We start from the raw sequence: 13,930 nt of genomic DNA, 5'->3' as shown, positions 1-13,930 counted from the left end.
CCGGCGGCCCGTCCGACTCCAGCGTCCCGACCGAGAAAGAGAGAGCAGGCGACAGTCTTGCTGGACGTCAACTTCTTCGACGAACTGCGCATCGGTCTTGCCACCGCGGACGACATCCGTCAGTGGTCGCACGGTGAGGTCAAGAAGCCGGAGACGATCAACTACCGCACCCTGAAGCCGGAGAAGGACGGGCTCTTCTGCGAGAAGATCTTCGGTCCGACCCGGGACTGGGAGTGCTACTGCGGTAAGTACAAGCGGGTCCGGTTCAAGGGCATCATCTGTGAGCGCTGTGGCGTCGAGGTCACCCGCGCCAAGGTGCGCCGTGAGCGCATGGGGCACATCGAGCTGGCCGCCCCGGTCACCCACATCTGGTACTTCAAGGGTGTCCCGAGCCGGCTCGGCTACCTGCTGGACCTGGCGCCGAAGGACCTCGAGAAGGTCATCTACTTCGCCGCCTACATGATCACCAAGGTCGACATCGACGCGCGGCACCGCGACCTGCCCACCCTCGAAGCCCGCATGGGTGTCGAGAAGCAGCAGCTCGAGGACAAGAAGAACGCCGACGTCGAGACCCGGCAGAAGCGGCTCGAGACCGACCTCGCGCAGCTCGAGGCCGAGGGCGCCAAGGGCGACGCGCGGCGCAAGGTCCGCGAGTCGGCCGAGCGTGAGATGCGCCAGATCCGCGACCGCGCGCAGCGCAAGATCGACGATCTGGACCGCGTCTTCGACCGCTTCAAGGGCATGAAGGTCCAGGACCTGGAGCCGGACGAGCTGCTCTACCGTGAGCTGCGCGACCGGTTCGGCCAGTACTTCGACGGCGGCATGGGCGCCGAGGCGCTGCAGCGCCGGCTCGCCGACTTCGACCTGGCCGCGGAGGCCGAGTCGCTGCGCGAGACCATCCGCAGCGGCAAGGGGCAGAAGAAGGCCCGCGCGCTCAAGCGGCTCAAGGTCGTCTCGGCGTTCCTGAACACCCGCAACTCCCCGATGGGGATGGTGCTCGACTGCGTTCCGGTGATCCCGCCGGACCTGCGGCCGATGGTGCAGCTCGACGGCGGTCGGTTTGCCACCTCCGACCTCAACGACCTGTACCGCCGCGTGATCAACCGGAACAACCGGCTCAAGCGGCTGCTCGACCTCGGCGCGCCCGAGATCATCGTCAACAACGAGAAGCGGATGCTGCAGGAGGCCGTCGACGCGCTGTTCGACAACGGCCGCCGCGGCCGGCCGGTCACCGGCCCGGGTAACCGTCCGCTGAAGTCGCTGTCCGACATGCTCAAGGGCAAGCAGGGCCGGTTCCGCCAGAACCTGCTCGGCAAGCGGGTCGACTACTCTGGCCGGTCGGTCATCGTCGTCGGACCGCAGCTCAAGCTGCACCAGTGCGGTCTGCCCAAGCAGATGGCGCTGGAGCTGTTCAAGCCGTTCGTGATGAAGCGCCTGGTGGACCTCAACCACGCGCAGAACATCAAGTCGGCGAAGCGGATGGTGGAGCGGGCCCGCCCGGTCGTCTGGGACGTGCTCGAGGAGGTCATCACCGAGCACCCGGTGCTGCTCAACCGGGCGCCGACCCTGCACCGCCTCGGCATCCAGGCCTTCGAGCCGCAGCTCGTCGAGGGCAAGGCCATCCAGATCCACCCGCTGGTCTGCACGGCGTTCAACGCCGACTTCGACGGCGACCAGATGGCGGTGCACCTGCCGCTGTCCGCCGAGGCGCAGGCCGAGGCCCGGATCCTGATGCTGTCGAGCAACAACATCCTCTCGCCGGCGTCCGGTCGGCCGCTGGCGATGCCCAGCCTCGACATGGTGACCGGTGTGTTCCACCTGTCGACGCTGGCCGAGGGTGCCATCGGCGAAGGCCGGGCGTTCTCCTCGGTCGCCGAGGCGCAGATGGCCTACGACGCCCGGGAGATCGGGCTGCAGGCGCGGATCAGCGTCCGGTTGCGTGACACCACCCCGCCGTCGGAGTGGGTGCCGTCGGCCGACTGGGTCACCGGGGACATGTTCAACCTGGAGACCACGTTCGGCCGCTGCCTGCTCAACGAGGCGCTGCCGGAGGGCTACCCCTTCATCAACGCCCAGCTGAACAAGAAGGCTCAGGCCGGGATCGTCAACGACCTGGCCGAGCGGTACCCGAAGATCCAGGTCGCGGCGACGCTGGACGCGCTGAAGAGCGCCGGTTTCTACTGGGCCACCCGGTCCGGGGTCACCGTCGCGATCGAGGACGTCGTCGCGCCGCCGAACAAGGCCGAGATCCTCGACGACTACGAGCAGCGGGCCGATCGGGTGCAGAAGCAGTTCGACCGCGGCTTCCTGTCCGACGAGGAGCGCCGCAGCGAGCTGGTGCAGATCTGGACCGAGGCGACGAACAAGATCGCCGAGGCGATGGAGAAGAACTTCCCGCAGACCAACCCGGTCTACGTGCTGGTCAACTCCGGGGCCGCCGGAAACATGATGCAGATCCGGCAGCTCGCCGGCATGCGTGGCCTGGTCTCCAACCCCAAGGGTGAGATCATCCCGCGGCCGATCAAGGCGAACTTCCGCGAGGGCCTCACCGTGCTCGAGTACTTCATCTCGACCCACGGCGCCCGAAAGGGTCTCGCCGACACCGCCCTGCGCACCGCCGACTCCGGCTACCTGACCCGCCGGCTCGTCGACGTCAGCCAGGACGTCATCGTCCGCGAGGAGGACTGCGGCACCGAGCGCGGCATCCTCACCCGGATCGCCCGGCGCGGCGCGGACGGCGTGCTCGTGCGCGACCGTTACGCCGAGACCTCGGCGTACGCACGGACGCTGGCCTCCGACGCCGTCGACGAGCACGGAGAGATCATCGTGCCCGCCGGCACCGACGCCGGGGACGTGGCGATCGGCCAGATCATCGAGGCCGGCATCGAGTCGGTCCGGGTTCGCTCGGCGCTGACCTGCGAGTCCCGGATGGGAGTGTGCGCCCAGTGCTACGGGCGTTCGCTGGCCACCGGCAAGCTGGTCGACGTCGGCGAGGCCGTCGGCATCGTCGCCGCCCAGTCCATCGGCGAGCCCGGCACCCAGCTGACGATGCGTACCTTCCACAGCGGTGGCGTCGCCGGCGACGACATCACCCAGGGCCTGCCGCGTGTCGTCGAGCTGTTCGAGGCGCGCAGCCCCAAGGGCAAGGCTCCCATCACCGAGGTCTCCGGTCGGGTGAAGATCGAGGAGACCGAGAAGACCTTCAAGGTCGTGGTGGTGCCGGACGACGGCAGCGAGGAGATCGCCTACCCGGTCTCGCGGCGTTCGCGCCTGCGGTTCCGCGAGGGCGACCACATCGAGGTCGGCAGCCAGGTCGTCGACGGTGCCGTCGACCCGCACGAGGTGCTGCGCATCCTCGGCCCGCGCCAGGTCCAGCTCCACCTGGTCGACCAGGTCCAGGAGGTGTACCGGTCGCAGGGCGTGTCGATCCACGACAAGCACATCGAGATCATCATCCGCCAGATGCTCAAGCGGGTGAATGTGCTGGAGTCCGGCGAGACCAACCTGCTGCCCGGCGAGCTGTGCGAACGGGCGCGGTTCGAGGGTGAGAACCGTCGGGTGGTGGAGTCTGGCGGCCAGCCGGCCTCGGCCCGCCCGGTGCTGATGGGGATCACCAAGGCGTCGCTGGCCACCGAGTCGTGGCTGTCGGCGGCCTCCTTCCAGGAGACGACCCGAGTGCTCACCGACGCGGCGATCAACGCCCGGTCGGACTCGCTCGTCGGCCTGAAGGAGAACGTCATCATCGGCAAGCTCATCCCTGCCGGCACCGGCATCTCCCGGTACCGCAACATCCGGGTCGAGCCCACCGAGGAGGCGCGCGCCGCGATGTACTCCGTCGGCGCGTACGAGGACGGTGGCAGCGTGGAGTACGGCGCCTTCGGCACCGGCACCGGCCAGGCCGTCCCGCTCGACGAGTTCGACTACCGCAGCTCGGGCGACTTCCGCTGACCCGGAGCCTCTGAGTCCCGGAGCCTCTGAGTCCCGGAGCCTCTGAGTCCCGGAGCCTCTGAGTCCCTGAGCCTCTGAGTCCCTGAGCCGAACCCGCCGGTTGCCGTTTGCCGGTTCCTTGCCCTTCCGGAGGGACGAATCGGATGCGATGCCCTCCGGAAGGGCAAGGAAGTCGGGACCAGGACAACGGCAGGGGATCGATCGGTGGGGGCTTCGTGACGGACTGGGCCGAGATCCGGCGCGTGTGCACGATCTACGAGGACGACGCGGTCCTCGCGCTCGACAAGCCCGTCGGCATCTCGGTGATGGGGGAGCGTCACGACACCGACCTCGTGCGGCTCGCCGCCGACGCGGGCGAGGAGCTGTTCCCGGTGCACCGGATTGACAAGGTCACCTCGGGGGTCGTGCTGTTCGCCCGGGAACTACGCTTTCACGGCGACCTGACCAGGCAGTTCCAACGGCGTACGGTCGACAAGCGATATCTGGCGCTGACCCGCACCCGGGGTCTGCCCACCACTGGAACCATCGATCTGCCCCTGAGCGTGGGCCGCAAGAGCCGCGTCCGGGTGGCCGCGAACCGCGCCGACATCACCGCGTCGCGCCGCCCACCGGCAGACCCGGACGTCCGGGGCGGCGCCGACGAGGCGGGAGCGTTCGGCGCGGTGGCGGAGGAGGGGTACTGGTCGATCGCGCCGGGTGCTGCCTTCGGGCATGTACGGACCTATCCCTCGGTCACCACGTTTGTCCGTCTCTGGGAGGGCGGCGAACGCACCCTGCTCGCGGCGATTCCGCGGACCGGCCGGCGCCATCAGATCCGTGTGCACCTGGCCTGGATCGGCCATCCGATCGACGGCGATCCACTGTTCGACAAGGCGCCGGCGACGCGCACCTTCCTGCACTCCTGGCGGCTCGCCTTCGACGCGGCCTGGGCCGGTGGCTCCCGCGTCGAGGTCGAGGCGCGGCCCGACGCCGACTTTCTCGCCCCCGTCGGGGACCCGCTGCCCGCCGATCTGCTCGATGACACTCGACGCCAGAACGATGACGCTCGACGCCAGAACTAGGGACGCGATCCGCGGGCTCGGCGGCACGACCGTTTCGAGTGCCGCCACCGGGACTGGGCGATCACATGCCGCCGTAGGCCTCCTCGTGGAGCTCGCCGTATACCCGGACCAGGTCGGGTAGCTGGTAGTGGGCGTTGAGGCCACTGGGGTTCGGCAGCAGCCAGATGCCGGCCGGGCCCAGGGTCTCCGGCTGCCGGCCGACCTTCGCCCGGCGCCGGCCGAAGCCGACGCGGTAGGCGGCCAGGCCGAGGAAGGCCACCCAGCGGGGCGAGATCCGCTCGACGAGCTCGGTGAGCCGGGCGACGCCCGCCCGTACCTCGTCGTCGCTGATCTCGTCAGCGCGGGCGGTGGACCGGTTGACCAGGTTGGTGATGCTCAGGCCGCGACTGGTCAGCTCGCCGGTCTCGCTGGGGTGCAACCGGCGCGGGGTGAACCCGGCGAGGTGCAGGACCGGCCACAGCCGGTTGCTCGGTGTGCCGAAGTGAAAGCCGGTCGCCCCGGACTCCAGGGACGGGTTGATCCCGCACAGCAACACGGTGGTCCGCGGGGCGACAAGGTCGGGGACCGCGGTGTCATAGGCGGCGAGTAGCTCCGCCCGGGGCGGCCGCGCGGGTGGAGCGGCCAGTGGCTGTGCGCCAACTGCGTCAAACATGTCCTCGAGGACCTCCGATGCCGGTATCGTGCGTCTGGTACAGCGTGCCAGGATCAGGCTCGCGGAGGTCCGCGGGTCCCGGTGCTCGAACCGCAGCCTTCGGTGTTGACGCCGGAGTCCGGCCGCCCCGCAACGCGGGTAGTGGATTGTCGGCTCCGGTGGGCCGATCAGGACGCGGGCCGGCCGGTTTCCCGCACCGAGTCCGGTCCTGGGCCGTGGCCGGTCCCGCACCGAGTCCTGGCCTGGGCTTGACCGGGCGTTGGGTCTGATCGAGCCCTGAGCTGAGCGAGTGAGTTCCGGGTCTGGCGGTGGGGTCGTGTCGCGGCAAGCCGCGGATCCCGCGACCCGAGGTCGAGGGCTTGTGGGGCTGCGGTGTCTGCGTCGGACGTTGGCCGATACCCCGTTCGACACGTGACGCAACCGTGGAGTACTGTTGGTTCCCGTGGCCGGAGCCCGTGTGGTTCCGGCGTGCGTCTTGCACTTCGATGTGGCGCCGTGGTGCCTGGCAGGTTGACGTAAAGTCACCGCCTGGGTGTCCGTCGGCGACTGTCGGGCTCGGTTCCGCGAAGCGGCCGGGCGGGCTGACGCGCTGTTCACCGCAGGTGGATCAATCGAATTTGCGATCCTCCTCGGACGAAACGGTGCGACACGCCCGACCGCGTGGGTCGGAGAAGCCGGTCGAGGTCACGGTGGTGGCTCAGGTGCGGTTCGCAAGAGTTAGCAGGTAGGCCGGCGTACCGGTCTGGTTGCCCAAGGCAGTACGACGAGGCGTCACAGGAACGGGAGCGGCGTTGCCCACGATCCAGCAGCTGGTCCGAAAGGGCCGGCAGGACAAGGTCGAGAAGACCAAGACCCCGGCACTCAAGGGGAGCCCTCAGCGTCGTGGCGTGTGCACCCGCGTCTACACGACTACTCCGAAGAAGCCGAACTCGGCGCTGCGCAAGGTGGCGCGTGTCCGGCTGAACAGCGGGATCGAGGTCACCGCCTACATTCCCGGCGTCGGCCACAACCTGCAGGAGCACTCGATCGTCCTGGTTCGTGGCGGTCGCGTGAAGGACCTCCCGGGCGTTCGATACAAGATCGTCCGTGGCGCTCTCGACACGCAGGGCGTCCGTAACCGCAAGCAGGCTCGTAGCCGCTACGGCGCGAAGAAGGAGAAGGGCTAATGCCGCGCAAGGGGCCCGCGCCCAAGCACCCCGTCGTGGTCGACCCGGTGTATGGGTCGCCGCTGGTGACCGCGTTGGTGAACAAGGTGCTGATGAGCGGCAAGAAGTCAGTCGCCGAGCGCATCGTGTACGGCGCGCTGGAAGGCGCGAAGAACAAGACCGGTAACGACCCGGTCGTCACGCTCAAGCGGGCGCTCGACAACGTCAAGCCCACCCTGGAGGTGCGCAGCCGCCGGGTTGGTGGCGCCACCTACCAGGTGCCGGTCGAGGTTCGCGCCGGTCGCAGCACGACTCTCGCGTTGCGCTGGCTCGTCGGCTACTCCCGGGCTCGTCGAGAGAAGACGATGACCGAGCGGCTGATGAACGAGCTCATCGACGCGAGCAACGGCCTCGGCGCGAGCGTGAAGCGCCGGGAGGACACCCACAAGATGGCGGAGTCCAACAAGGCCTTCGCCCACTACCGCTGGTAGCTCGACATGCCATCTGACGCACCTTCCTCGCTGGCCAGTACCCGCAACATCGGGATCATGGCCCACATCGACGCCGGCAAGACCACAACGACTGAGCGCATCCTCTTCTACACCGGTGTGAACTACAAGATCGGTGAGGTCCACGAGGGCGGCGCCACGATGGACTGGATGGAGCAGGAGCAGGAGCGGGGGATCACCATCACCTCCGCGGCCACGACCTGTATCTGGCGCGACCACACCATCAACATCATCGACACGCCTGGCCACGTCGACTTCACGGTCGAGGTCGAGCGGTCGCTGCGCGTTCTCGACGGCGCCGTGGCGGTGTTCGACGCCGTCGCCGGCGTCGAACCCCAGAGCGAGACGGTCTGGAAGCAGGCCGACCGGTACAACGTGCCGCGGATCGCCTTCGTCAACAAGATGGACCGCGTCGGCGCCGAGTTCCACCGCTGCGTCGAAATGATGGTCGAGCGGCTCGACGCGATGCCGGCCGTCATCCAGCTCCCCTGGGGCGTGGAGTCCGACTTCCGCGGCGTCATCGATCTGATCCGGATGAAGGGCCTGCTCTGGCAGTCCGAGGACAAGGGCGCCTCCTACGACGTCGTCGACATCCCGCGAGACCACCTGGAGGCCGCGCAGGAATGGCGCGACAAGCTCCTGGAGACGGTCGCGGAGAACGACGACGAGCTCATGGAGCTCTACCTCGAGGGTGAGGAGCCCTCCGAGGAGCAGCTCATGGCCGGCCTGCGGCGCGGCACCCTCGCCAGCAAGCTCAACCCGGTGCTGTGCGGCTCCGCGTTCAAGAACAAGGGCGTCCAGCCCATGCTCGACGCGGTCGTCGACTTCCTGCCGAACCCGCTGGACATCGGCACCACCATCGGCCACTCCGTCAGTGACGAGGACGCCGAGGTTCGCCGCGAGCCCAGCGAGGACGCGCCGTTCTCGGCGCTCGCCTTCAAGATCATGAGCGACCCGTACGTCGGCAAGCTGACCTACATCCGGGTGTACTCCGGCAGGTTGACCGGCGGTTCGCCGGTGCTGAACTCGACGAAGGACCGCAAGGAGCGCATCGGGCGCATCCTGCAGATGCACGCCAACCACCGGGAAGACCGGGAGAGCGTCGGTGCGGGGCAGATCGTCGCCGTGGTGGGGCTGAAGAACACCACCACCGGGGACACCCTCTGCGACCCGAACGCGCCGGTGATCCTGGAGTCGATGACCTTCCCGGCGCCGGTCATCCACGTCGCGATCGAGCCGAAGACGAAGGCCGACCAGCAGAAGCTGGGCACCGCCATCCAGCGGCTCGCCGAGGAGGACCCGACCTTCCAGGTCCGGACCGACGAGGAAACCGGCCAGACGATCATTGCCGGCATGGGCGAGCTGCACCTCGACGTGCTGGTCGACCGCATGCGCCGTGAGTACGGCGTCGAGGCGAACGTCGGCAAGCCGCAGGTGGCCTACCGGGAGACCATCCGCCGCAAGGTGGAGAAGATCGACTACACCCACAAGAAGCAGACGGGTGGCTCCGGTCAGTACGCTCGAGTGATCATCAACCTGGAGCCCTCTGGCGGCGACGGCGGCGGTTACGAGTTCCAGAACAAGGTCACCGGCGGCCGCATCCCCCGGGAGTACATCCCGTCGGTCGACGCCGGCTGCCAGGAGGCCATGGAGTTCGGCGTGCTGGCCGGCTACCCGCTGGTCGACGTCAAGGTCACCCTCCTGGACGGTCAGTACCACGACGTGGACTCGTCCGAGCTCGCCTTCAAGATCGCCGGTTCGATGGCGTTCAAGGACGCGGCGCGCAAGGCCGACCCGGTGCTTCTCGAGCCGCTGATGGCCGTCGAGGTCACCACGCCCGAGGACCACATGGGCGACGTCATTGGCGACCTGAACTCCCGTCGCGGACAGATTCAGGCGATGGAGGAGCGCGGCGGTTCCCGGATCGTGCGGGCGCAGGTGCCACTGTCGGAGATGTTCGGCTACGTCGGCGACCTGCGGTCCAAGACGTCCGGCCGGGCCAGCTACTCGATGCAGTTCGACTCCTACGCCGAGGTTCCTGGGAACGTCGCCAAGGAGATCATCGCCAAGGCGCGGGGGGAGTGACCGCCCTCGTGGCGTGAGCACCTCCCCAACCTGACTACACAGCACGACACCACCCGTCCTTGGAGGGACCCCGTGGCGAAGCAGAAGTTCGAGCGGACGAAGCCGCACGTCAACATCGGCACCATCGGTCACATCGACCATGGCAAGACCACGCTGACCGCGGCGATCACCAAGGTGCTGCACGACGCGCATCCGGAGCTCAACCCCTTCACGCCGTTCGACCAGATCGACAAGGCGCCGGAGGAGAAGGCCCGCGGTATCACGATCTCGATTGCGCACGTCGAGTACCAGACCGACAAGCGGCACTACGCGCATGTCGACTGCCCCGGGCACGCGGACTACATCAAGAACATGATCACCGGTGCCGCCCAGATGGACGGGGCGATCCTGGTGGTGTCCGCGACCGACGGTCCGATGCCGCAGACGAAGGAGCACGTGCTCCTCGCGCGTCAGGTCGGCGTGCCGTACATCGTCGTCGCGCTGAACAAGGCCGACATGGTCGACGACGAGGAGATCCTCGAGCTCGTCGAACTCGAGGTCCGCGAGCTGCTGAGCTCGTACGAGTTCCCCGGCGACGACGTCCCGGTCATTCGCGTCTCCGCGCTCAAGGCGCTGGAGGGCGACAAGGAGTGGGGCGCCAAGCTCCTCGAGCTCATGGCCGCGGTCGACGACTCGATCCCCGAGCCGCAGCGTGACATCGACCGGCCGTTCCTCATGCCGATCGAGGACGTCTTCACGATCACCGGTCGTGGCACCGTTGTGACCGGCCGTGTCGAGCGTGGAATCGTCAAGGTCAACGAGACCGTGGAGATCGTCGGCATCAAGCAGGAGACCACCACGACGACCGTCACCGGCGTCGAGATGTTCCGCAAGCTGCTCGACGAGGGGCGTGCCGGCGACAACGTCGGCCTGCTCCTGCGTGGCATCAAGCGTGAGGACGTCGAGCGCGGCCAGGTCATCGTCAAGCCCAAGACGATCACGCCGCACACGGTGTTCGAGGCTCGGGTCTACATCCTGAACAAGGACGAAGGCGGCCGCCACACGCCGTTCTTCAAGAACTACCGGCCGCAGTTCTACTTCCGTACCACCGACGTGACCGGCGTCGTGACCCTCCCCGAGGGCACCGAGATGGTCATGCCGGGCGACAACACCGAGATGACGGTCGAGCTCATTCAGCCGATCGCCATGGAGGAAGGTCTGCGCTTCGCCATCCGCGAGGGTGGCCGGACCGTCGGCGCGGGCCAGGTCACGAAGGTTCTCAAGTAGTACCGGTGGGCGGTGGGTCCGGATCACCCGGGCCCACCGCCCACATTGCTGCCCGGGCGGCGCGATCGAGCGCCACTACCCGGGCGGCCCGGCTGCCGGCATCCCCGGCTGCCAACGCGGCAGGTAATCCGGCCCCAGCGTCGATCGGTCGACGCGGGACCGGCACGAGACAGCGGTAACCGGCAGACTCCCTCCGCCGGCGGCGGGGCGCGGGCCTCGCGCCACCGGCGGGGCGGATCTACGGGCGGTGACCCGGTAGCGGTACCGGCCGGACGAGACAGACAGGACAGGCGAAGCCCACCATGGCGGCACAGAAGATCCGCATTCGGCTCAAGGCCTATGACCACGAGGTCATCGACAGCTCGGCGCGGAAGATCGTCGAGACGGTGACCCGGACGGGTGCGCAGGTCGCGGGACCGGTGCCGCTGCCGACGGAGAAGAACATCTACTGCGTCATCCGGTCGCCGCACAAGTACAAGGACAGCCGCGAGCACTTCGAGATGCGGACGCACAAGCGGCTGATCGACATCCTTGACCCGACGCCGAAGACGGTCGACTCGCTGATGCGGCTCGACCTCCCCGCCGGCGTCGACATCGAGATCAAGCTGTAAGAGGGGCCGGCGCAGTCATGCTCATCCGCAACTACAGAGGGCTCCTGGGCACCAAGCTCGGGATGACCCAGGTATGGGACGCGAACAATCGCGTCGTGCCGGTCACCGTCATCAAGGCCGGTCCCAACGTCGTCACGCAGGTCAAGACGCCTGACTCGGACGGGTACTCCGCCGTTCAGCTCGGTTACGGCGAGATCGACCCGCGTAAGATCAACAAGCCGGCCCGGGGGCACTTCGGCACGAGCGGGGTGACGCCGCGGCGCCATCTCGTCGAGCTGCGCACCGCCGACGCCGCCAACTACCGGCCCGGCCAGGAGCTCACCGGTGAGGTGTTCGTTCCGGGGACCGTCGTCGACGTCACCGGAACCTCCAAGGGCAAGGGCTTCGCCGGTGTCATGAAGCGTCACGGGTTCAAGGGCCTGGGCGCCGGGCACGGCGTCGAGCGCAAGCACCGCTCGCCGGGTTCGGTTGGCGGCTGCGCGACCCCCGGCCGCGTTTTCAAGGGCCTGCGCATGGCGGGCCGGATGGGCCACGCGCGCACCACCACGCCGGGCCTGACCATCCACGCCGTCGACACCGAGCGTGGCTTTCTGCTGGTGAAGGGCGCGATACCCGGCCCGGACGGTGGCCTCGTCTTCGTGCGCAGCGCGGCCAAGCGCCCGGCGCCCGAAGCGATCGCCCCGGCCGTGGCGGTCGGCGCCGGTGAGGAGGTCTCGGCATGAGCCGGGTGGCGACCGCATCCGATTCGGATGCCACCACCACGCGCACCGTCTCGGTGCACGCGCTGCATGGCGGCGACAGCGGCAGCGTTGAGCTGCCCGGTGGCGTGTTCGACGTGCCGCTGAACGTCCCGCTGATCCACCAGGTCGTGGTCGCGCAGCTCGCGGCGGCCCGGCAGGGCACCCACGACACCAAGACTCGCGGAGAGGTTCGCGGCGGCGGCCGCAAGCCGTACCGGCAGAAGGGCACCGGCCGAGCCCGGCAGGGCTCACTGCGCGCTCCGCAGTTCGCTGGCGGTGGCACGGTGCACGGCCCGACGCCGCGCAAGTACGACCAGCGCACCCCGAAGAAGATGAAGGCCGCCGCGCTGCGTGGCGCGCTGTCCGACCGGGCGCGTAACAGCCGGGTCCACGTCGTGTCCTCGCTGGTTTCCGGCGATGCACCGTCGACGAAGGCCGCGGTGACGGCGCTGCGTACGGTCGCGGACACCCGCCGCGTGCTGGTGGTCGCGAGCCGCAGTGACGAGCTGACCTGGCGGAGCCTGCGCAACGTCGCTGCGGTGCATCTGCTCGACCCGGGGCAGCTGAACACCTACGACGTGCTGGTGAGCGACGACGTCGTCTTCACCGAGGAGGCGCTGGCCGCGTTCCTCGCCCGCGACAGCCGGCCGGCATCGCCCACCGCGGCCGGGGCGGAGGAGAACAAGTGATTCCCGACCCGCGTGACGTGATCCTGCGGCCGGTCGTCTCCGAGAAGAGCTACGGCCTGCTTGACGAGAACGTCTACACCTTCATCGTGCACCCGGACGCGAACAAGACTCAGATCAAGCTCGCGGTCCAGCAGATCTTCAACGTGCGCGTCCTGCGGGTGAACACCATCAACCGGCAGGGCAAGCGCAAGCGGACCAAGCACGGCTGGGGGCAACGGTCCGCGACCAAGCGGGCCCTGGTCAGCCTGGCGCCCGGTCAGACGATCGAGATCTTCGGAGGCCCCGGTGCCTGAGCGCGTGCGCCGCGCCGCGGCGGCGGCCCACGGGTCGACGGGCCAGGGACGGTAGGAAGCCATGGGAATTCGTAGGTACAAGCCGACGACGCCGGGGCGTCGTGGCGCGAGCGTGGCCGACTTCGTCGAGATCACCCGTGATCACCCGGAGAAGTCGCTGGTCCGCCCGCTGCACTCCAAGGGCGGGCGCAACGTCCACGGCCGGATCACCACCCGGCACCAGGGCGGTGGCCACAAGCGGGCCTACCGGATCATCGACTTCCGGCGGGACAAGGACGGCGTGCCGGCGAAGGTCGCGCACATCGAGTACGACCCGAACCGCACCGCCCGCATCGCGCTGCTGCACTACGCCGACGGCGAGAAGCGCTACATCATCGCGCCGGTCAAGCTCAAGCAGGGCGACCAGGTCAGCTCGGGGGTGGGCGCCGACATCAAGCCGGGTAACGCCCTGCCGCTGCGCAACATCCCGACCGGCACCGTGGTGCACGCCATCGAGCTGCGTCCCGGCGGCGGCGCGAAGATCGCCCGTAGCGCCGGCGCCAGCGTGCAGCTCGTCGCGAAGGACGGCCCCTACGCCCAGCTGCGGATGCCCTCGGGCGAGATCCGCAACGTGGACGTCCGGTGCCGCGCCACCGTCGGTGAGGTCGGCAACGCCGAGCAGAGCAACATCAACTGGGGCAAGGCCGGCCGGATGCGCTGGAAGGGCCGTCGGCCCACCGTGCGTGGTGTCGCCATGAACCCGGTCGACCACCCGCACGGTGGTGGTGAGGGCAAGACCTCCGGTGGTCGTCACCCGGTCAACCCGAAGGGTCGTCCGGAGGGCCGGACCCGGGCCCACAAGAAGTCGTCCGACGCGCTCATCGTGCGTCGTCGCAAGCAGAACAGGCGGCGGTAGTGACCTCACGCACCCGGACCCCGGCCCCCGTGAGCC

At 68.7% G+C, this 13,930-nt stretch carries 12 protein-coding genes; 11 read left to right on the top strand and 1 reads right to left on the bottom strand.

Features of this window, described 5'->3' with window-relative positions:
* Positions 1-57: 57 nt before the first annotated feature.
* The gene (locus tag NBZ83_RS22075; protein WP_261575712.1) at positions 58-3,948 is read left to right on the top strand and encodes a DNA-directed RNA polymerase subunit beta'; all 3,891 of its coding nucleotides are present in this window, start codon (positions 58-60) and stop codon (positions 3,946-3,948) included.
* A 215-nt stretch (positions 3,949-4,163) separates the two neighbouring features.
* The gene (locus NBZ83_RS22070; protein ID WP_261567286.1) at positions 4,164-5,009 is read left to right on the top strand and encodes an RluA family pseudouridine synthase; all 846 of its coding nucleotides are present in this window, start codon (positions 4,164-4,166) and stop codon (positions 5,007-5,009) included.
* A 61-nt stretch (positions 5,010-5,070) separates the two neighbouring features.
* Here NBZ83_RS22070 and mug read toward each other — a convergent pair whose 3' ends face one another.
* The gene (gene mug / locus NBZ83_RS22065) at positions 5,071-5,661 is read right to left on the bottom strand and encodes a G/U mismatch-specific DNA glycosylase (protein ID WP_261567285.1); all 591 of its coding nucleotides are present in this window, start codon (positions 5,659-5,661) and stop codon (positions 5,071-5,073) included.
* A 791-nt stretch (positions 5,662-6,452) separates the two neighbouring features.
* On the opposite strand from mug, the gene rpsL reads away from it, so the two are divergent.
* From rpsL to rplB, 9 genes are all read left to right on the top strand, one after another.
* Entirely contained in the window at positions 6,453-6,827 is a 375-nt protein-coding gene (gene rpsL / locus NBZ83_RS22060; protein ID WP_009740532.1) for a 30S ribosomal protein S12, read from the top strand.
* Complete coding sequence (gene rpsG, locus NBZ83_RS22055) at positions 6,827-7,297, top strand: 30S ribosomal protein S7 (protein WP_136446411.1); 471 nt, start codon at positions 6,827-6,829, stop codon at positions 7,295-7,297. Before rpsL ends, rpsG begins: the two co-directional genes overlap by 1 nt.
* 6 nt (positions 7,298-7,303) lie before the next feature.
* On the top strand, positions 7,304-9,400 hold the full coding sequence (gene fusA, locus NBZ83_RS22050; RefSeq protein ID WP_261567284.1) for an elongation factor G: 2,097 nt from the start codon (positions 7,304-7,306) through the stop codon (positions 9,398-9,400).
* 72 nt (positions 9,401-9,472) lie between these two features.
* On the top strand, positions 9,473-10,666 hold the full coding sequence (tuf, locus tag NBZ83_RS22045; protein ID WP_261567283.1) for an elongation factor Tu: 1,194 nt from the start codon (positions 9,473-9,475) through the stop codon (positions 10,664-10,666).
* A gap of 302 nt (positions 10,667-10,968) precedes the next feature.
* Positions 10,969-11,277 (top strand): 30S ribosomal protein S10, encoded by a 309-nt coding sequence (gene rpsJ / locus NBZ83_RS22040; RefSeq protein WP_007514815.1) that lies wholly within the window; start codon positions 10,969-10,971, stop codon positions 11,275-11,277.
* 17 nt (positions 11,278-11,294) lie between these two features.
* Positions 11,295-11,999: a 50S ribosomal protein L3 gene (gene rplC, locus NBZ83_RS22035; protein WP_261567282.1), complete on the top strand. Its 705-nt coding sequence runs from the start codon at positions 11,295-11,297 to the stop codon at positions 11,997-11,999.
* Positions 11,996-12,706 (top strand): 50S ribosomal protein L4, encoded by a 711-nt coding sequence (gene rplD / locus NBZ83_RS22030; protein ID WP_261567281.1) that lies wholly within the window; start codon positions 11,996-11,998, stop codon positions 12,704-12,706. Before rplC ends, rplD begins: the two co-directional genes overlap by 4 nt.
* A complete protein-coding gene (gene rplW, locus NBZ83_RS22025; RefSeq protein ID WP_261553498.1) occupies positions 12,703-12,999 on the top strand; it encodes a 50S ribosomal protein L23 in 297 nt (98 codons plus the stop codon). Before rplD ends, rplW begins: the two co-directional genes overlap by 4 nt.
* A 61-nt stretch (positions 13,000-13,060) precedes the next feature.
* A complete protein-coding gene (gene rplB / locus NBZ83_RS22020; RefSeq protein ID WP_251746473.1) occupies positions 13,061-13,894 on the top strand; it encodes a 50S ribosomal protein L2 in 834 nt (277 codons plus the stop codon).
* Positions 13,895-13,930: the final 36 nt, after the last annotated feature.

The organism is Frankia gtarii, from assembly GCF_025403375.1.
Taxonomy (GTDB): Bacteria; Actinomycetota; Actinomycetes; order Frankiales; family Frankiaceae; genus Frankia; species Frankia gtarii.
Note: the sequence above shows the minus strand (reverse complement) of the source record. Positions and strands in the feature narration are given on the sequence as shown.

Excerpts from the sequence above, each read along its gene's own strand:
- mug (WP_261567285.1), bottom strand. The coding sequence starts at position 5,661 with ATGTTTGACGCAGTTGGCGCACAGCCACTGGCCGCTCCACCCGCGCGG.
- rpsG (WP_136446411.1), top strand. The coding sequence starts at position 6,827 with ATGCCGCGCAAGGGGCCCGCGCCCAAGCACCCCGTCGTGGTCGACCCG.
- fusA (WP_261567284.1), top strand. The coding sequence starts at position 7,304 with ATGCCATCTGACGCACCTTCCTCGCTGGCCAGTACCCGCAACATCGGG.
- rpsJ (WP_007514815.1), top strand. The coding sequence starts at position 10,969 with ATGGCGGCACAGAAGATCCGCATTCGGCTCAAGGCCTATGACCACGAG.
- rplC (WP_261567282.1), top strand. The coding sequence starts at position 11,295 with ATGCTCATCCGCAACTACAGAGGGCTCCTGGGCACCAAGCTCGGGATG.
- rplD (WP_261567281.1), top strand. The coding sequence starts at position 11,996 with ATGAGCCGGGTGGCGACCGCATCCGATTCGGATGCCACCACCACGCGC.
- rplB (WP_251746473.1), top strand. The coding sequence starts at position 13,061 with ATGGGAATTCGTAGGTACAAGCCGACGACGCCGGGGCGTCGTGGCGCG.